The following is a 17,604-nucleotide window of genomic DNA, read 5'->3' on the forward strand; positions in this document are numbered from 1 at the left end:
GCATCTTCGCCGGCCGCGCCGAGATCGGGGCGGCGTGGAAGAAGACCTCGAACGAGGGCCGCGACTACCTCTCGGTCAAGCTCGACGACCCGTCCCTGCCGGCGCCGATCCTGGCGAACCTCTTCGAGATGGAGGGCGGCGAGTTCGAGCTGATCTGGTCCCGCCCCAACGGCAACCGCAGCAGGGAGTGAACGGCCAGCGGCGCCCCGCCCGGGAGGGCGGGGCGCCTCCCCGCGTCACGCAGGGCCCAACAGAACCTCCGCGCATCGCGTGAGCCGCCGAACCCGCGCCTCCACGATCGGGCCGCGCATCTCGAAGTGATCCGTTTCGTACTCTGACATCGCATAGGCCGTAGCCAGCCACAGCGCGTACCAGCGACCGCGCGGACGCCCGGAACGGCCTGTCGCCTCATCGAACACCGCACGAAGAAAAAGAAGCCGCCGGTCCGCGGTGATCCAACCGTGCCCATGCACGCTGCGACGATGGCGCCGCCGCGGCGCTGCAGCCAGGATCTCTGGACCAAGCGCGATGATCGAACGCGTTCGATCCGGGCTGGGCTGCTCGACCGCGCAAAGCATTCGATCAACCAACGCGCGAACGGCCGGTGTGCACGACGCATCGGCGGCCGCTTCCGCCGCCACGTCGTCGATGAGAAACCGCACGAGATCGTCCGACCTTGCCGGCTCCGCGATGCAGGCCCTGGCCAATGGAATGAAGCGCTGCGGCGTCTCACGTCGGCCTTGCCGAAGGTTCTCGGCAACCGCATCGAGCCGCGCCGCAATGCCTGGACGCCGCCGCACGGCCCGGTGAGCAGTCTGCGCCGCGCTCAGCACCGACGAATCAGTTGCCGAGCGCCCCGCCACGCGACCGCCGATCAGCGCGGCGGCGCGCCGTCCGCATGCACCTCATGCGCGCGGACTTCGTCCTCGATCCGCGAGACGAGCTCGTCGATCTCGGCTTCCTCGACCACCTCGGGCCCCAGCGGCGCCTTCCGGATCATCGCAACCGCCTTGTCGTACGCCGACGCCAGCGCAGGATCATGAGGGGCGCCGACGATGAGGTGGAGCTTCAGCGCCTCCGTCACGCCGTCCTTCGCCGTTGTCAGATGCCCAACCAAGCGGCGAGCCTTTTCGAGGATGCCATCCTGGCTCGCGAGGTCGAGCGATACGCCCTCATACGCGTGCCACTGCCCGTTCTTCCACGCGTGCCGGAAGGTGATCGCGTCCACCTCTCCGGCAAATGTCTTCTCCTCGAACGGCACCGTGACACCGCGCGCCACCAGCTTCTCGCGCACCGGACGCCAGATCTCCTCATCATCGCGGCGCCGCGCCACGCGCTCGTCATGCCGCCGCACGAAGCGGTCATACAGGCGGTCGAGCGTCGCGGCTCCGTCGTCAGTCAGGCCCGAGCCGACGGGCGACCACTGCAGCGCGCTGTCATCCTCCGGCATGCCGCGCCGCGCGAACGCCGCGGCGTCGCCCGCGGCCGCAAGGAGGCCACCCTTCTGCATTTCACGAGCCACGCGCTCGATGCCGCGTTCGACATCGCGCAGGGCCTGGTTGAAGGCCTCCCCGTCCAGATCGGGAAACGCCCGCTTCACCCGACCAAAGGTCGAGCGAACGCGAACCAGCAGCTTCTGCTCGGCCGCGACGTGAAGGACCACGCCGACGTTCAGCGCCTCGCCAGCGCGCGGGTCATGCACGTAGCGCAGGATGGTGTAGGTATAGGGCCGCTGCGTCATGCCAGAACCCTCCCGATTTCAGCCAGGCATTCCTCCATCCGGTCGCGGACCTCCTTGATGGTCCGGACCGCGGCGTCCGCATCGGCGCCCGCGCTGGCCCACTCGGCCGGCAAGGCGGCGACATAGCCGTCCACCATGCCATCCGACAAGGCCGCCCAGGCGGCCCGGATGGACGCGAAATCCAGCACCTGCCCGCGCAGCTTGTCACGGAAAATGTGGCGGCCGGGTGTCATCAGGTCCTGCAACGCGCCGGCGCGCCAGGGTGTGAGCCGCGGGATTACCATATGGTGTGTGAACGCCATCTCGTGATCGAAGATCTTGATGTGCTCGCCCTTCACCAGGCAGTTCGGGTTCTCTTTGCGGCGGTCCGGATTGGCGGTCAGCGCATCGAAGACGAAGACGGCGAGCGCGACCGGCACCATGGCGGCGGTCAGCCGCGTCTCCGGCTTCCAGGTGGAGAACTGGCTGCCGACATGGCGCGATCCGAACGCGACCGGCAGGCTGGCACGCAAGGCGCGCTGCACCTCGGCATCGGCCACGCTGCCGATCCAGGCGGCTGGCAGTTCCACTAGGAGCGGTTCGGCGACCGGCAGGCCAAGGTCACCGGCGAGGCAGGCGGCGACGACCTCGCGCGCGAGGCTGACCTCCTTCTGCTCGCAGCCGGCCGACAGCTTCGCGACCACCTCCACCTCCTCGCCGGCTGCGTCGATGCAGGTGAGGAAGAGGGGGCGCGTCTTGCCGCTGCGTGCCGGACGGTCGAACTGCGTGGCGACGACGCGTCTGAGCATCGCTACGGCGCGAAGGCTTCGGCGAGCAGCGCGGGCACTAGGTGGTCCAACTCGGCAGCGGCAGCAGCCTGGGCCTCTCGCGCGGCGCGCGCTTTCTGCTGGAGCGCATCGAACCACTGCTGGGCATCGAGCGAGGGCACCGGCACGGTGATGTTGGGCAGTTCTTCGGCGGAGAGCGTCTTATTGCGAGCGATCGTCCCTGGCGAGGCTGCGACGACCTGGGCGAAGCCCTCCTCGGTCGTGAAATAGAACCACAGGAAGCCCGGCACCAAGCGGTCGCGGTCTGCCTCGCAGGTGAGCATGCGGTGATTGCCCACGCAGCCGTCATCGGCTGCGCCGGCGAGTGCGATCCCCTTTTCCCAGGCCATCAGGTTGCTGAAGATCAGATCGCCTTCGTTGACGCGAAACAGCTTCTGCCACGTGAATTCCGCGCCGCTCACGGTACGGCGATGGAAGACACCCTTGAAGAAGCTGCGCACCCCGATCTCGGTGTAGCTCGCTTCCGGATCGATCATCACCGAACGTCGCACCAGCGGTGCAACGTCACCCATACGCGCGCGCGGCGCGTCCTGGGCGATGCGGTGGAACGCGGCGGCGAGCAGCCTGGCAAGCTCCTTGTCCACGGCGTCGGCCTCGCTCTGCCGCTGCGCAATCCGCGCCTCGACCGCGTCGAGCCGCTCCACGATCCGCCGCTGCACGTCAGGCGGAGGCATGGGCACGGGCATTCGGCTCGCGGCCTCGATGCCGAGCGTTCGGTTCCTTCCCGCACCGCCTGGTGATGCGCGCCCAAGAACTTCGAGACCAGCGGGAGTGCTGAACCACGCCTTGATGAAGCCGGCATCAGCCCGCTTCGGATTGGGCACAAAGGTCAGGAACCGATGCGAGCCAAACCTGCCGTTGTCGTTTGGTCCAGCGACAGCGACCGCGCCTTCCCATGCGAAGACGATATTGAACACGAGATCGCCCGTCTCGATCAGGAACAGCCGCTTCGAGCCAGCATCCGCCCCGGTGAGTGGCGGCTTATGGAATGTGCCGCGGCCGAACGACCGTACGCCAAGCTCGGGATAGAGCCCGTCAATATCGACTTCCACCGGGCGGCGCACCAGCTCCGCCACCTCGCCCAGCGGCACCATCGGCCAACGCACCGTCACGCCACCCGCTCAGCGACCAGCGCCTTGATCTCGTCGAGCAGCGCCAGGACCTGCCGCTCCTTCTCGATCACGCTCGCGACGATCTCGGCCGGCGCGCGGTGGTCCACTGCCTCCTTCGCCGCCGGGTTCTTCAGGTCGAGGTTCACCGCGACAACGCGGCCCGCCTCGTCGCGCCGGATCAGTTCCGGCCCGCTGACCTTCCAGGCCTGCGGGCCCTCCTCCCGCCGGCCCCACCAGGCGATGCAATCGGCGAATTCCTCGAGCTGGACCGGCCGCGTCTTGGAGTATTTCCGCCGCCCCTCCGGCATCGGCTGCTCGTAGAACCACACGTCCCGCGTCGGCCCCGCCGTGTCGAAGAAGATCACGTTGGTGGGGATGTCGGTGTAGGGCGCGAAGACGCCTTCCGGCAGACGCAGCACGGTGTGCAGGTTGAACTGCTCCAGTATGTCCGCCTTGATGCGCGCGCAGACGCCATCGCCGAACAGCGTACCGTTCGGCACCACCACCGCCGCGCGCGCCGGCCGCCCCGCCGAGGTCTGCGCCCGCTTCAGCCGACGCATGATGAGTTGGAGGAACAGCAGTGCCGTCTCGGCCGCCTGCCGGTCCTCCGGGAAGTTGCCCTGGATGCCGCGCTCCTCCTCGCCGCCGAAGGGCGGGTTGGTGAGGATCACGTCCACCCGATCTCGCTCGCCGATCTCGGTGAGGCGATGGCGGAGCGCGTTGCCGGGATCGATGCGCGGCGCATCCAGCCCGTGCAGCAGCAGGTTCATCTGGCAGAGCAGATAGGGCAGCGATTTTGGCTCGCAGCCCATGAGCGAAGCAGACTGCAGCACGCGACGGTCGGCCACGGTCTGCACCTGGCCGGCGAGATGCGCGAAGGCCTCGACGAGGAACCCGCCCGTGCCGGCTGCGGGGTCCAGCACCGTCTCGCCCAGGCGCGGATCGGTCACCTGCACCATCAGCCGAACCACGGCGCGCGGCGTGTAGAACTCTCCGGAATCGCCCGCCGCGTCGCGCATCTCGCGCAGCATGGATTCGTAGAGCGCGCCGAGGGTGTGCAGCTCCTCCGACGAGGTGAAGTGGATGGCGCCGATCTTGTCGATCACGTCACGCAGCAGGTAGCCGCTGCGCATGCGGTTATCGACGCCACGGAAGACGGTGGCGATCACGTCCCGTCGGTCATCGCCGTTCGCGCTCGTCAGCCCGCGCAGATAGGCGAAGAGGCCAGGGCCGCGCGTGCCGTCGGGCCGGACGCCTTCATCGTTGTTGATGAAGGCCAGCAGCTCATCGCCGGTGATGCCCTGCGGGTTGGCCGCCCAGTCGCGCCAGCGATAGGGCGGCTCGATCGCCGGCCGGAAGCGCGTGCCGGCCAACGCCGCTTCCTGCTCCCGCTGCTGCTCGAGGTCATCGAGAAACTTCAGGAACATGATCCAGGTGAGGAGCGGCAGCCGATCGAGGTCGCCGTTCAGCCCCTTGTCCTTGCGCATGATGTCGCGCGCGGATTTCAGCAGCGAGCCGAGCGCCTGGGCCGTGGTCAGCGCCGGCTTCGTGGTGGTGGCGCGTGGCTTACGCGGCATAGAGCTGTTCCTGCAGTTCTGCGACAGCGGCGCGCAGCTGATCCGCCCCTCCGAACAGGCGGATGATGTCGGCGACCTGCCCGTGGTTGGAGATGGGCGGCACCTTCAGCACGTCGGGCAGGACGAATTCGGCCTCGCCGTGGGCAGCGTACTTCTCCAACAGTTCCTCCAGGATGGCGCGGCCCTCGGGGCCGAATTTCGTGAACACATCAGGCTGACGCGTGCGCAGCTGCTGCGCCCGTTCCCGCCGCGTGCGCAGCGGTGCGTTGAAGGCCAGGTGGCAGAGCAGATCGAAGGGGTCGGCCTCCGGCTGCTGCGCTGCCTCGGCCAGCTGGTCGAAGCTGATGCCACGTTCGGCGAGGCGCTGCACGATGGCGGAGCGCTGCGCCGCGTTCATCCAGGCCGCGCGCAGCTCCTTCGAGGTGGGGTAGAGCGAGCGGACGCTCTCGGCGGCATAGTCGGTGTAGCGCACGACGCGAAGCTGCGCGCCGGATGGGTCAAGCTCGTAGACAAGGTGGGCCGCGACCGCGACCTGACCGCTATCGAAGTAGAATTTCTGGCGCCTCGCCTCGGGTGGCTCGATGATCTCGGGCTCACCGGGCTCTGGCTCGGGTTCCGCACCCTCGACCGGAATGTCGGTCTCGGAGACGGTCTCGCCGGCTTCGTTCAGCTCCTCCTCGGTCAGGCGGGCGGGATCGCCGTCGAAAGCAGGGTCAGCGAACAGGCGGGTGGCCGAGCCGGTGTAGTCGATGATGTTGAACCAGAGCTTCCCGTAATCGTCCCTCACCCGCGTGCCGCGGCCGATGATCTGCTTGAACTCGCTCATGGAGCCGACGATGCGCGCCAGCACGACGTTCTTGCAGGTCGGCGCATCCACGCCGGTCGTCAGCAGCTGGGATGTGGTGAGGACGGTCGGCGTGCGCGTGTCCACGTCCTGGAACCGGCTGAGATGGCCGCGGCCGATGTCGCCTTCATCGGCGGTGACACGGCACACATAGTCAGGGTGCTGCGCCACCATGTCCGCGTTCAGCGCGACCAGCGCCTGGCGCATCTCGGCCGCGTGTTCCTGGTCGACGCAGAAGACGATGGTCTTGGCGTAGCGATCCGTCTTTCGCAGGAAGCCGTCGAGGTGCTTCGCGATGGCCTGCGTGCGCGCGCGCAGGGCGATGATGCGCTCGAAGTCCTGGGTGCGATACTCGTCGTCCGGGATCTCGCGGCCGTAGCGGTCAAGGTCGCCCTGGCTCGGCCGCCAGCCAGCGGCGTCCCATTCGGTGATGACACGGTGCACCCGGTAGGGGGCGAGGAAGCCGTCATCGATCCCCTGGCGCAGGCTGTATTCGTAGATCGGGTTGCCGAAGTACCGGTAGCTGTCGCGGTTGTCCTCGCGCAGCGGCGTGGCGGTCATGCCCAATTGAAAGGCGGGCGCGAAGTGTTCGAGGATCACGCGCCAGGAGCTGTCATTGCGCGCGCTGCCGCGGTGGCATTCATCGACGATGATCAGGTCGAAGAAATCGGGCGGGTAGGCGCGGAACAGGCCTTCGCGGGACGCGTCCTCGGCGAGCGCCTGGTAGATCGCGAAGTAGATCTCGCGCCCCATGACGACCTCGCCCGATTCGATCTTGCAGCGGGCGTCGCCGAAGGCGGCGAAGATGCCATCCTTCGGCTGATCGACGAGGATGTTCCGGTCAGCCAGGTAGAGGATCTTCGGGCGCCGATGGGCGCCGTCGCGGTTCCAGCGACTGTTCCAGAGCTTCCAGCAGACCTGGAAGGCGACCGTGGTCTTGCCCGTGCCCGTCGCCATGGTGACGAGCATGCGACGCTGGCCTTGCAGGATGGCTTCGACGATGCGGTTGATCGCGCTCTGCTGGTAGTAGCGTTCGTTCTTGCCGACGGTGTGATTGAAGGGGGTGAGCAGGCGATCGGCTGCCTGATCGCTCGCGAGGCCCGTGCCCGCGCGATAGCGGGCCCAGAGCTCCGCCGGCGCCGGGTAGGAGTTACGTGGCGTCTCGGCGCCGGTGAAGTAGTCGATCTCGATGATCTCGGGGCCGTTCGTCGCATAGGCGAATTTTAGGCCCAGCATCTCCGCGTATTGCCGCGCCTGTTGCACAGCATCCGCGGCGCTCTTGTAGCTGGCCTTGGCCTCGACCACCGCGAGGGGGAAGTCGCGCCGGTATCGCAGCAGGAAGTCAACGCGCTTCGGCGGCTTTCGCACGAAGCCGCGGCCGACCGGGACGATGCGGCCATCGGTGATGGTTCGCTGCTCGGCGATGGAGTGGGGGTCGGCGTCCCACCCGGCGGCCTGGAGTGCGGGCACGACGTGCCGGCGGCAAGTATCGGCCTCCGTCTCCGTCATGCTGTTCCCCGGCCCCCATCCCGAAATGATGTAACCCCTCAACTCACGCCAGAATATCATCCTCGGCGTGCCACCATGAATACCCAAGTGCCTGGGAACAGGCAGATTCAGGCTCAGCGGTCGTCTGGCTCCTTCTCGGCGCTCGGCTTTCTTCGTCCCCCGCGCCGCATCGGCTTCGCCGCCTTCACCTCTCCATCTGGCTCGACCAGTGCGACGTGGCTGACGCCGAGCGCGCTGGCGAGCTCGAACAGCGTCACCACCGTCGGATTGCGCGTGCCGCGTTCCAGGCTGCTCAGGTACTGCTGGCTGAACCCGGACCGCTCGGCAAACGCCTCCTGCGTCAGGCCTTTCTCCAGCCTGATCCGACGCACGTTCCTCCCCACCAGCCGGCGCATATCCATGCCGGCACGGTCGGGTCGTTACATACTTTGAGTTTATCTTCCATAGTGTGTAAATCGCGCGCCTGCGTCCCCATGTAACGCCCCGTCTGGCGCTCGCGGCCCGGATGGGTGACTCTGCGGCGACAGCGCGATGAGACGCCGGCAGAGGGGGCGCCCGCATGACCGCCGCGAGGATCCTCGAGACCCCACCCGACGAGCCGCGCGTCACGGCCTATGACCTGGCCCACAAGATCCTCTACCTCCGCCTGCTCGATGCCGCCGCCGAGGGCGCCGACTGGCGGGAGGTCGCACGGATCGTCTTTGGCCTCGACCCCAACCGCGATCCCGACCAGGCACGGCGAATCCACGACAGCCATCTCGCCCGTGCCCGCTGGATGATCGAAACCGGCTATCGCGACCTTCTGCGCCAGGGCTCGACCAACTGACGGGCGTTGCGCCGACGGCAACACCTGTTGCCCGGCGCGCGCCTCCACAACACACCGGATAGTCGCATCTCTCGGCATGCTGCGCGCGGAGCGTGCGCTCCGCGCTGTGCCGGAGCCTTGCCATGCCGTCGCGAGACTGGCGGTCGGCGGCCGCCTACGCAGAGCTGGAGAACGCCTCGGCGCGCGATCTCGCCTGGGAGTTCCTCCGACGCAACCCGCGCTATGTGCGCGACTGGGAAGAGCTCGACGACACGCGGCCCGACGACGCGGCCGACGCCGTCGCCGAGCGCTGGGGGTTGCGATTTCCCGGCCGACCCGACGCTCGACGCGCCCGCGGCGGGTGTCGTCTGGATGCAGGCGCTCTGCACCGCCACCGTGGCGCTCTCGGCCTTGCCGCCGTCATTCTCGCCACGCTCTCCGGCTGCCCTGCCGCCTGTGAGCTCGCCGCGCCAAGCGAGTGACGGGCTGCACGGCGCGGTCGGCAACCCGCCGATCCCGGTCTGGGTCCCGCGCGGCGCGCCGCCGGACAGCCATCTCGGCGCCCTGATCCCCTTCGATGACGCCCTGCCGCAGCGCCTCGCCGCCGTACTGCGCCTCTGGCACGTACTCCAGGGCCGGGCGCAGCCTGACGTCGGCCTGACAGCGCTACAGCGCCGCCGCCTGGTCCTGGCGCTCCGCGCCCATGACGGGCACCGAGACGGCCACAGCTACCGCGATATCGCCATCGGGCTGTTCGGTGCCGCGCGCGTGCCCCGCGGCGCTGCCTGGAAAACTCATGACCTCCGCGCCCGCACCATGCGCCTCGTTGCCGATGCCATCGCGCTCCGCGACGGCGGCTATCGCGGCCTGCTGCGCGTCGGTCCGCGCGTGAAGCTCACGCATTGACGCGCCGGGGTACGCGGAGCCGACCAGCACCTTCGTACTCCCCCGGCGCTGCCGCCCTTCGCCAGCCTCCGATGCGACCGCCGCGCCCCATGCGCGGCATCCGACAGCATCACCGGAGGCTCCCGATGCCCGACCCGAATGCCGGCCTGCCGCCACGCTACCTCCGCACGCCCGAGGCCGCGCGCTTCCTCGGCCTGTCCGGCCGCACCCTCGAGAAGCACCGCACCTACGGCACGGGGCCGCGCTACTCCAAGATCGGCGGGCGCGTCGTCTATGCCGTCACCGATCTCCAGGCCTGGGTGAACCGCGGCACCAAGGCCTCGACCAGCGACGACACGGGCGAAACCGTGCTGCCCGCCAAGCGGCATGTCGCGGTCTCGCCGGCCTACGCCGCGCGGCTGCGCGGCTGACGCCATGGCGCCGCGCCGTCTCCAGCAGCCGGGGAGCGAACGGGCTCGGCTCGACCCGTTCGACGCGCTCGCCGGCGACGTGCCGCCGCGCGACCAGCGCGACCTCATGGAGCGGCCCTTCTTCTCGTTGGCCAAGGCCAAGCGCACGGCGCCGATCCTCTACGTCGCGGGTGACACGCAGGTGCAAGTCCACGGGCTGCCCGAGCACGGCATCGCGACCATCTGGGATGCCGACGTGCTGATCTGGGCGGCCTCGCATCTCGTCGAGGCGCTGGACCGCGGCCTGCCCACCTCGCGCTTCTTCCGGTTCACGCCCTACCAACTGCTTGGCGCCATCGGCCGCGGCCGCGCGCAGCGCGACTACCTGCTGCTCAAGGGCGCGCTGGCGCGCCTACAATCCACCGTCATCCGCACGACGATCCGCCACGGCGCGCACTGGCGCCGACAGCAGTTCAGCTGGATCAGCGAGTGGGAGGAGCTCACCACCTGGTCCGGCCGCGTCGAGGGCATGGAGTTCGTCCTGCCCGACTGGTTCTACCAGGGCGTGCTTGACCGGCGCCTCGTGCTGAGCGTCGACCCTGCCTATTTCCGGCTAACGGGCGGACTGGAGCGCTGGCTCTACCGCGTCGCGCGCAAGCATGCGGGGCGGCAGGCCGGCGGCTGGCGCTTCGAGCTCCGCCACCTCCACGCCAAGAGCGCGAGCCTCGCCCGCTTCTCCGACTTCGCGCTCGACATCCGGCGCCTCGTCGCACGGCAGCCGCTGCCGGGCTACGCGCTGGCGCTGCGGCAAGAGGCTGCCGGCGCGCCACTTCTCCACATCCGACCTGTGGATAACCTGTGGACAAGTGCTGCAGGTCACGGGACTTCAGGCGCATCCGATATCGGGACTTCGGGCGCACCAGGCACGGGACTTCGGGCGCAGGAATCGCCCGATCCGCCAGCCGGATCAATGCGTTGCGGCAGCCGTAACTTCTCTAACCAAGAGTCTAACCTTCAAGAAGTGGTTGGGCCGGCGCGCGGCGGGGAACGCGACCGGGACGGGGAGCGGGGGGCGGCGCCATGATGGCGCTGACCCGCGTCGAGTTGCTGTGGCTCGAGGGCCGCGTCGAGCGCTGGATCCGCTTCGGGCGGATCGCTGAGGAGACGATCCTCGACCGCCGCCGCCGCGTCGTCGCCTTCGCCGCGGGTGATGTCTTCGCCTTCGTGCGGTGGGCGTCGAACGGCTACGGCACCGTGGTCAGCCGCATCGACATCCTGCGCGCGGTCGAGCCCGGCGAGGCCTTCAGCATGATCGGCTTCGTGGAGCCGGGGGCGGAGATCCTGCTGCGCATCTCCGGCTGGCCAAAGGTCAACGAGGTGCTGCGCGCGATCGACGCGGTCGAGCAGACCGGCGTCGCGCCGGAGGCGGCCTGCCCGGACCACTGGCGGCACGTGATGAACCGCCTCGCAGCCGGCGAACCGCCGCGCGCCTACACGCGCGAGCGCCACCGCGCCTGGCTGCTGCGGCGGAGGATCGACGCATGACGGCGCGGCGGAGACGGCGCGCGGCGCCGGTCGCGGTCATGCTCGCCGGGCTTGGGCTGATCGCCGTCCCGACGGTCGCCGGCTGGCAGCCGCGAATCATTTGGAACGCGTCGGCGAGCGTGCCGCTCGGCCTGTACGCCGCGACGCCTGCTGGGGAGATCGCGCACGGCGACCTCGTGCTCGTCCGCCCGCCGGAGACGCTGGCGGCGTTCCTTACCGAGCGAGGCTATGTCGCGCGCAGCGTGCCGCTGCTGAAGCACGTCGCCGCCATGTCGCCGCAGGTGGTGTGCGCGGAGGGCAGCGCGATTACGGTAGACGGCGAGACCGTGGCGCACCGCCGCACGGCTGACCGCCTGGGTCGATCGCTGCCGACCTGGCACGGCTGCCACAGGTTGGAACCCGGCGAGGTATTCCTCCTCAACCCTGCTGAGCCGAACAGCCTCGACGGCCGCTACTTCGGGCCTCTCCTACGCACGAGCATTGTCGCCCGGCTGCGTCCGGTCTGGATCACGGTGCGCGGACCATGAGTACGACGCGCCCTTCCCACGCGCGCCCATTGGCGACGCCCGGCGCTCTGGCAGGGCGCGCTGGACATCTCGGTTCCTCCCTCCCGTCCCGGTCGTGGCCCTGTATCGCCGCCGTGCTGCTGCTGGTCAGTCTGTCGCCGTCCAGGCTGGCGGCGCAGACGATCCATGCTGTCGAGATCGCGGCCGCCTCGCAGCGCTTCGGCATTCCGGAAGCCTGGATCAGGGCAGTGATGCGCGCGGAGAGCGCCGGCGATCGGCACGCCGTGTCGCACCGCGGTGCCATGGGGCTGATGCAGGTGATGCCAGCGACCTGGGCAGGCCTGCGCGCCCAGCACGGCCTCGGCGCCGATCCCTTCATGCCGCAGGACAACATCCTGGCGGGCACTGCGTATCTGCGCGAGATGCTGGACCGGTTCGGATCGGTGCCGCTGATGCTGGCGGCCTACAACGCCGGGCCGCGTCGCGTAGAGATGCACCTGGCGACGGGGCAGCCGCTCCCTGCGGAGACGCGCGCCTATGTCGCAATCCTCGCGCCGCTGCTTACAGGTGACGCCGGGACCGTTGCGCCTGGCCAGCTTGCGGTGCGTGCTGTGCGCGGCGCTGACGGCATCTTCGTGCGGCCCGGCAGTGAGGATATGGAACCGCCGCGGTCAATCTTCGTGCCGGTTGCCGGTGCGACAATCGCAGCCGATACACCACCCGCGCAGCCGTTCGTCGGCCGATCCCGAGCAGCGGAGGCGCACGAGGCCGACGGTTCAGCGGGCCATCGCGGCTCCATCTTCGCCGTCCGTCGCAGCTCGGGTGGTGCACCGTGAGCGATAGCGTTGGGACGCAGGGCATCGTACGGCCCTGGAGTCTCACCGATGTCGCACGTGCGCGCACGCTCGGGTGCTTCTGTCGTGCTGCTGGCTATCCCAGCGCCGACCACCAGCGTGATGGAGCGCGACGTCCCAGGAACCCCGACCGCAGATTGCAAGATAAAGGCCGCGATGTGCGCGCCGTCGGCCGGGGCGAAGCAGGCAGGCAGATCAACATACTCGCGCGAGGTGCGTCCTGCGCTCGCAGCCTGCGGAACGCGGCAACCCGCTGCACCAGCATCACTTCGCGCGAGGTGCGCGTGGCCAGCCCATGACCCGCGACGATGATCTGCGCGTCCGGCCTGGCAGCATTCGCGATGTCAAGGCGCCGCGCCGGGCGCGCACCTTCATGGCCGAGGCGCTTGCGGCCACCGAGAAGGCTGGCGGCTTCCAGCGCGGCGGCAGCCGTCCCGCTTCCGGCCGCAGCACCTTCGGTCGCGGCCGGGTCGCCGCCATCCAGGCACGCGTCCGGTTGCGGCCAAACAGCCGCGTCGTCGCGATCAAGGCACGCGTGGTCCGCCACGGCACTCGGGGCGCCCCCATGTCGACGCACCTCGCCTACCTGCGGCGCGACGGCGTCACTCGGGACGGCACGCCGGGACGCGTGTTCGACGCGACCGGCGACGCCGATCACCGGGCTTTCGCCGAACGCTGCGAGGGCGACCGCCACCACTTCCGCTTCATCGTCTCGCCGGAGGATGCGGCCGAACTCTCTGACCTCCGCGCCTACACGCGCGACCTGATGGCGACCGCCGAGCGTGACCTCGGCACGCACCTCGACTGGGTCGCCGTCGATCACTGGAACACCGAGCATCCCCACATCCACGTCCTCGTCCGTGGCCGGGCCGACGATGGCGAGAACCTGGTCATCTCGCGCGACTACATCAGCGACGGTCTGCGCGCCCGCGCGGCGGAACGCGCGACGCTGGAGCTGGGTCCACGGACCGAGCAGGATATCCGCCGAGCCATGGAGCGGGAGGCCGATGCCGAGCGCTGGACGGGCCTGGACCGCGACCTCGTGCAGCGCGCTGACGCTGGGATCGTCGACCTGCGACCGGCGGCGGGCGTCGCGGATCGCGACGACATGGCCCTCCGCATCGGGAGGCTTCGGACGCTGGAGCGGCTCGGCCTCGCTGAGCCAGTGGGTCCGGCGCGATGGCGCATCGCCGATGATCTCGAGCCCCGCCTGCGCGCGATCTCCGAGCGCGGCGACATCATCAAGCGCATGCATCGCGAGCTGACGGGCAGGGGCTGGGATCGCGGCGCGGAGCGTTACGTGCTCGACGGCGACCGCGGCGCCGTCGTCGGGCGCCTGGTCGCACGCGGCCTGGACGACGAATTGAAAGGCACGGCCTTCGCCATCGTGGATGGCCTGGACGGTCGCGCACATCACCTGCGCTTCCGTGACCTCGACGCCACCAGCGACGCGGCGCCTGGCGCCGTCGTCGAACTGCGCCACTTCACCGACGCCAAGGGGCGGGAGCGCTCAGTGCTGGCGGTTCGCTCCGACCTGTCGATCGAGGCGCAGGTGACCGCACAGGGAGCGACTTGGCTCGATCACCGCCTGCTCGACCGGGCGTCCAACGCCCTGAGCGGGGACGGCTTCGGCGGCGAGGTCCGCGCCGCCATGGCGGCACGGACCGACCATCTGATCTCGGAGGGTCTCGCGCGGCGGCAGGGTCAGCGCGTGGTCTTCGCGCGTGACCTGCTCGACACGCTGCGGGAGCGGGAGGTGCGGGGCGCCGCCGCGCGGATCACGGCCGAGACGGGAAAGGCATTGCGGCCGATGCAGCAGGGTGATCCCGTCGCCGGGGTGTTCACCCGGAGGCTCGACCTGGCCTCAGGGCGGTTCGCGATGCTCGATGACGGGCTCGGCTTCCAGCTTGTGCCCTGGAAGCCATCGATGGAGCGGGAGCGCGGGATCAGCCGGCGCCTGGCCGGCGGCGCTGACGACCTTGCAAACCTTCATCAACGGCGTACCCGCAACCTGTCCATCTAGCGGCGTCGGATCTCCCCATCCGGCACTGCGGCAGCGCCGTCAAATCGGTGACGCTTGCTGGCACGGTCGATCTTCCACCGCAGGCCCTCTCAACTTCTGCCTACAAGCATCCGCAGCTTCTCCAGCGCCACCCGTTCGCTTTCCTTGTAGTCCAGCGTGCCTGCGAACCGACCCTCGGCGTCCAGAAGGAAGACGCTCGCCGAATGATCCATCGTGTAGCTGCCGCCTTCCAACGGCACCCGAAGGTAGAAGACGCGGAAGGCCCGCGCTGCGGCGGCGATCTGGGCCTCGGTCCCGGTCAGCCCGATGATCCGGCGGTCGAACGCCGCCAGGTAGGTGGCCAGGGCCTCCGACGTATCGCGCTCGGAGTCCACGCTGACGAAGACCCACTGCACGCGGTCGGCGTCGGGGCCGAGCGCCTCGATGAAGCCTGTCATCTCGGTCAGCGTGGTCGGGCAGACATCGGGGCAGTAGGTGAAGCCGAAGAAGATCGCCATCGGGCGGCCACGGAAGTCACGCTCGGTCACCGCGCGGCCGCGATGGTCGGTCAGCGCGAAGGGCCCTCCGATCCCGAGCGACTGCGGCCCCGTCGCAACCCGCGATGGCCCGAGCGGACCGTCGGAGACCAGCCAGCCGCCGGTGGTCGCCAGCAGCACGAAGCCCAGGATGCCGACGGCACCCCAGGCGACCCATCGGATGGTTCGCAGCATCGCGCGCCTCAATGGCCCCGATGTTGCCCGACGCCGCGCGCGCCGGCGGCTTCGACCGCGAGTTCGACGGCGACACGCCCGGCGCGTTCGAAGACCAGCGTCACGGGCACGCGCGCACCCTGCGCGAAGCCGCCCTGCGGGGCGATCAGCATGAGGTGCTGCCCGCCGGGCGCCAGCCGCACCTCCGCGCCTGGCGGCAGGGCGATGCCGTCCGTGATCGGGCGCATGCGCATGATGCCGTCGGTGACGGACATCTCGTGCATCTCGACGCGCGATGCGCGCGGCGTCTCCGCGGCGATCAGGCGATCCGGCGTCGCTGCGGTGTTGCGGATCACCATGTAGCCGGCCGCGGTCGGCGCGCGGTCGCTCACGGCACGGGTCCAGGGGTGTTCGATCAGCAGGTCACCGACACGGAACTCGTGCGCGGCGGCAGGGGTGGGCAGCGAGACGACGGCGATGCCGGCCGCGAGGGCCGCGCGCAGGACGATGGGACGCATGGGCGAAAACTCCGACAGGGATTGGAACAGCCCCGCACAAGCGGGAGCGGCTTCAGTCGAGGGTCGGATCGTCAGGCGGTGCGCGGGCTGGCGGTGGCGTGCGCGGCGAGACCGGCCGCGCCGCATCGACCGTCGCCGCGTGTGGCGAGGGCATCACCGTCCAGGCGAAAGCGGCCGGGACACGCGCTGGTGCCGGCGGCACATCGGCGGTTTCGGGCAGACGACACAAGGGGCAATGCGCGCCGAGGGGATTTCGCGGCGCCTCGTCGGGCGCGCCTGGAGCCGGCAGTCCCGATGGCAGACAAAGGCTGGCGCGCAGCGCGGCGTCGAAGGTCGCCCGGTCAGTCGCGGCCAGGGCTGACAAGGGCGCCAGCAGCCGGGCCAACAGGCCAAGCAGCACCAGCACGGAGATCGGTGCGCGTAGCTCGGCCCAGGCGCGCCTCATGTGCTGCGCGGTCCCGGCATCTGGATCGCCGTGCCGACGAGCGCCATCGCCGAGGCCGCAGATGTCGCCGGCGGCCTCATCGGCGCGGCGACGCCTCCGCGACTTCCATCATCGGCACGCAGGCGGTGGCGGTGAGCCAGGGCCAGGGATCGATGGCGCGCCCGTCCCGGCGGAGCTCGACATGCAGGTTGGCACCCGTCGTGCGCCCCGTCCGCCCCACGTCGCCGAGGCGCTGGCCGGCCCGCACGCTGGTCCCTGCGATGATTCCCGACGCAAAGCGGACGAGATGGGCGTAGCGCGCCCGCGATCCGTCCGCGTGCTCGACCTCGACCATCAAGCCATAGTCGAAGTACCGGCCCGCGAAGACGACGGTCCCGCCGCCCGCCGCTTCTACCGGGGTCCCGATGGGGGCGCGGATATCCACCCCGGGATGCGGCCGCCCGTGGCGCATCCCGAAGCCCGAGGAGAATTGCCCCTCGACGGGCAGCGCCGGCGGGCATGGCGCGGCGATGACGGCAGACGGGATGACGAGCGCGCCCGCAAGTGCGCAAAAGATCTGGCGATGTCGGATCATGCGCGATGCTCTGCCCTTGCAAGCCGTGGGACGCAAGCCCGGGTGTTCAGCCACGCGGAGCCGTCCCCGGCGGCAGCAGCGGCCGCACCAGCGCGGAGAAGCGCTCGAAGCTCTGCACGCCGCGATGCAGCTGCCCGTTGATGACGAAGGACGGCGTGGCGTCCACGCGGAACTCACGCTCGCCCTGCAGCCGCATTAGTAGGATCTGGTCGGTGAAGCCGCGGTTGGACATGCAGGCGTCGATGCGGGCGGCCGGTATGCCCGCCACCGTCCCGGCGCGGCGCAGCCAGGTGCGCGCATCGGCGCTGTGCGCCCAGCTCTCCTTATTCGCGTAGAGCGTGGAGATCAGCGCCTCGTAGCGCTCCGGCCCGCCGCAATGGACCATCGCCGCAGCCTCGAGCGCGACGCGGTCGAGCGGGAAATCCCGCATCACGAACCGCACCAGGCCAGGCTCGATGAAGGCCGTGCGGATGCGCGGGAAGATCGTGGTGTGGAAATTCGCACAATTACCGCAGGTGAGGGAATGATACTCGATCACCGCCACCGGCGCGTCGGCGAGGCCGATGATGCGTTCGCCCGGCAGCGGCCGCGGCGTGTCGGGACCGGGCGCCGTCGGCTCGAAGGCCTGCGGCCCGGGCGCCTGCGCCAGCGCGGTAGCCGCCGGAACGGACAGCGCGGCCGCGAGGGCTGTGCGGCGGTGAATGGCGTGGGACATGCGTCGTTCTTCCTGCTTGCGGACG

22 protein-coding genes are annotated in these 17,604 nt (G+C 69.7%); 10 read left to right on the top strand and 12 right to left on the bottom strand.

Annotated features, from left to right (window positions below; translation table 11 throughout):
* Positions 1-191: DUF736 domain-containing protein (locus GXW74_RS20370; RefSeq protein WP_211848395.1), on the top strand; the 191-nt coding region annotated here is incomplete at its 5' end.
* A gap of 45 nt (positions 192-236) precedes the next feature.
* Here the strand turns inward: GXW74_RS20370 and GXW74_RS20375 are convergent.
* The 7 genes from GXW74_RS20375 to GXW74_RS20405 all read right to left on the bottom strand — a co-directional run bounded on the left by GXW74_RS20375 (position 237) and on the right by GXW74_RS20405 (position 8,011).
* Complete coding sequence (locus GXW74_RS20375; RefSeq protein WP_211848396.1) at positions 237-833, bottom strand: hypothetical protein; 597 nt, start codon at positions 831-833, stop codon at positions 237-239.
* Between the two features lie 41 nt (positions 834-874).
* Complete coding sequence (locus tag GXW74_RS20380) at positions 875-1,741, bottom strand: DUF3037 domain-containing protein (protein ID WP_211848397.1); 867 nt, start codon at positions 1,739-1,741, stop codon at positions 875-877.
* Positions 1,738-2,529, bottom strand: a complete 792-nt coding sequence (locus GXW74_RS20385) for a HipA family kinase (RefSeq protein WP_338148291.1) — start codon at positions 2,527-2,529, stop codon at positions 1,738-1,740. Before GXW74_RS20385 ends, GXW74_RS20380 begins: the two co-directional genes overlap by 4 nt.
* Before the next feature lie 2 nt (positions 2,530-2,531).
* Positions 2,532-3,680 carry a restriction endonuclease subunit S domain-containing protein gene (locus tag GXW74_RS20390; protein ID WP_211848399.1) on the bottom strand — a complete coding sequence of 383 codons (1,149 nt, stop codon included), beginning with the start codon at positions 3,678-3,680 and terminating at the stop codon, positions 2,532-2,534.
* The gene (locus GXW74_RS20395; protein WP_211848400.1) at positions 3,677-5,257 is read right to left on the bottom strand and encodes a type I restriction-modification system subunit M; all 1,581 of its coding nucleotides are present in this window, start codon (positions 5,255-5,257) and stop codon (positions 3,677-3,679) included. Before GXW74_RS20395 ends, GXW74_RS20390 begins: the two co-directional genes overlap by 4 nt.
* Entirely contained in the window at positions 5,247-7,610 is a 2,364-nt protein-coding gene (gene hsdR, locus GXW74_RS20400) for an EcoAI/FtnUII family type I restriction enzme subunit R (protein ID WP_211848401.1), read from the bottom strand. Before hsdR ends, GXW74_RS20395 begins: the two co-directional genes overlap by 11 nt.
* A 113-nt stretch (positions 7,611-7,723) precedes the next feature.
* Complete coding sequence (locus GXW74_RS20405; RefSeq protein ID WP_211848402.1) at positions 7,724-8,011, bottom strand: helix-turn-helix domain-containing protein; 288 nt, start codon at positions 8,009-8,011, stop codon at positions 7,724-7,726.
* Between the two features lie 158 nt (positions 8,012-8,169).
* Here GXW74_RS20405 and GXW74_RS20410 point away from each other — a divergent pair, with 158 nt between their 5' ends.
* The 9 genes from GXW74_RS20410 (at position 8,170) to GXW74_RS20450 (ending at position 14,638) form a co-directional block, all read left to right on the top strand.
* Positions 8,170-8,436: a DNA -binding domain-containing protein gene (locus GXW74_RS20410; protein WP_211848403.1), complete on the top strand. Its 267-nt coding sequence runs from the start codon at positions 8,170-8,172 to the stop codon at positions 8,434-8,436.
* Positions 8,437-8,558: 122 nt separating this feature from the next.
* Entirely contained in the window at positions 8,559-8,897 is a 339-nt protein-coding gene (locus GXW74_RS20415) for a transcriptional regulator domain-containing protein (protein WP_211848489.1), read from the top strand.
* Positions 8,872-9,321, top strand: coding sequence for a DUF2285 domain-containing protein (locus GXW74_RS20420; protein ID WP_338148292.1), 450 nt, complete (start codon positions 8,872-8,874; stop codon positions 9,319-9,321). The genes GXW74_RS20415 and GXW74_RS20420 overlap by 26 nt, the downstream gene beginning before the upstream one ends.
* Before the next feature lie 125 nt (positions 9,322-9,446).
* Complete coding sequence (locus tag GXW74_RS20425) at positions 9,447-9,731, top strand: helix-turn-helix transcriptional regulator (protein WP_211848404.1); 285 nt, start codon at positions 9,447-9,449, stop codon at positions 9,729-9,731.
* Between the two features lie 4 nt (positions 9,732-9,735).
* Complete coding sequence (locus GXW74_RS20430; RefSeq protein ID WP_211848405.1) at positions 9,736-10,794, top strand: replication initiator protein A; 1,059 nt, start codon at positions 9,736-9,738, stop codon at positions 10,792-10,794.
* Positions 10,791-11,255, top strand: coding sequence for a DUF2840 domain-containing protein (locus tag GXW74_RS20435; protein ID WP_211848406.1), 465 nt, complete (start codon positions 10,791-10,793; stop codon positions 11,253-11,255). The genes GXW74_RS20430 and GXW74_RS20435 overlap by 4 nt, the downstream gene beginning before the upstream one ends.
* Complete coding sequence (locus tag GXW74_RS20440; RefSeq protein ID WP_211848407.1) at positions 11,252-11,782, top strand: S26 family signal peptidase; 531 nt, start codon at positions 11,252-11,254, stop codon at positions 11,780-11,782. The genes GXW74_RS20435 and GXW74_RS20440 overlap by 4 nt, the downstream gene beginning before the upstream one ends.
* Before the next feature lie 113 nt (positions 11,783-11,895).
* The gene (locus tag GXW74_RS20445; protein WP_408903886.1) at positions 11,896-12,597 is read left to right on the top strand and encodes a lytic transglycosylase domain-containing protein; all 702 of its coding nucleotides are present in this window, start codon (positions 11,896-11,898) and stop codon (positions 12,595-12,597) included.
* 313 nt (positions 12,598-12,910) lie between these two features.
* Positions 12,911-14,638 carry a relaxase/mobilization nuclease domain-containing protein gene (locus GXW74_RS20450; protein WP_211848409.1) on the top strand — a complete coding sequence of 576 codons (1,728 nt, stop codon included), beginning with the start codon at positions 12,911-12,913 and terminating at the stop codon, positions 14,636-14,638.
* 89 nt (positions 14,639-14,727) lie between these two features.
* Here GXW74_RS20450 and GXW74_RS20455 read toward each other — a convergent pair whose 3' ends face one another.
* From GXW74_RS20455 to GXW74_RS20475, 5 genes are all read right to left on the bottom strand, one after another.
* Positions 14,728-15,348 (bottom strand): SCO family protein, encoded by a 621-nt coding sequence (locus GXW74_RS20455; protein ID WP_211848410.1) that lies wholly within the window; start codon positions 15,346-15,348, stop codon positions 14,728-14,730.
* Positions 15,349-15,356: 8 nt separating this feature from the next.
* On the bottom strand, positions 15,357-15,845 hold the full coding sequence (locus tag GXW74_RS20460) for a copper chaperone PCu(A)C (RefSeq protein WP_211848411.1): 489 nt from the start codon (positions 15,843-15,845) through the stop codon (positions 15,357-15,359).
* 52 nt (positions 15,846-15,897) lie between these two features.
* Entirely contained in the window at positions 15,898-16,251 is a 354-nt protein-coding gene (locus tag GXW74_RS20465) for a hypothetical protein (RefSeq protein WP_211848412.1), read from the bottom strand.
* A gap of 115 nt (positions 16,252-16,366) precedes the next feature.
* Positions 16,367-16,918 (bottom strand): M23 family metallopeptidase, encoded by a 552-nt coding sequence (locus tag GXW74_RS20470; RefSeq protein WP_338148293.1) that lies wholly within the window; start codon positions 16,916-16,918, stop codon positions 16,367-16,369.
* Positions 16,911-17,579, bottom strand: coding sequence for a thioredoxin domain-containing protein (locus tag GXW74_RS20475; RefSeq protein ID WP_246523763.1), 669 nt, complete (start codon positions 17,577-17,579; stop codon positions 16,911-16,913). The genes GXW74_RS20470 and GXW74_RS20475 overlap by 8 nt, the downstream gene beginning before the upstream one ends.
* Between the last annotated feature and the right edge of the window lie 25 nt (positions 17,580-17,604).

It is taken from the genome of Neoroseomonas eburnea (genome assembly GCF_018129005.1).
Lineage (GTDB): Bacteria > Pseudomonadota > Alphaproteobacteria > Acetobacterales > Acetobacteraceae > Neoroseomonas > Neoroseomonas eburnea.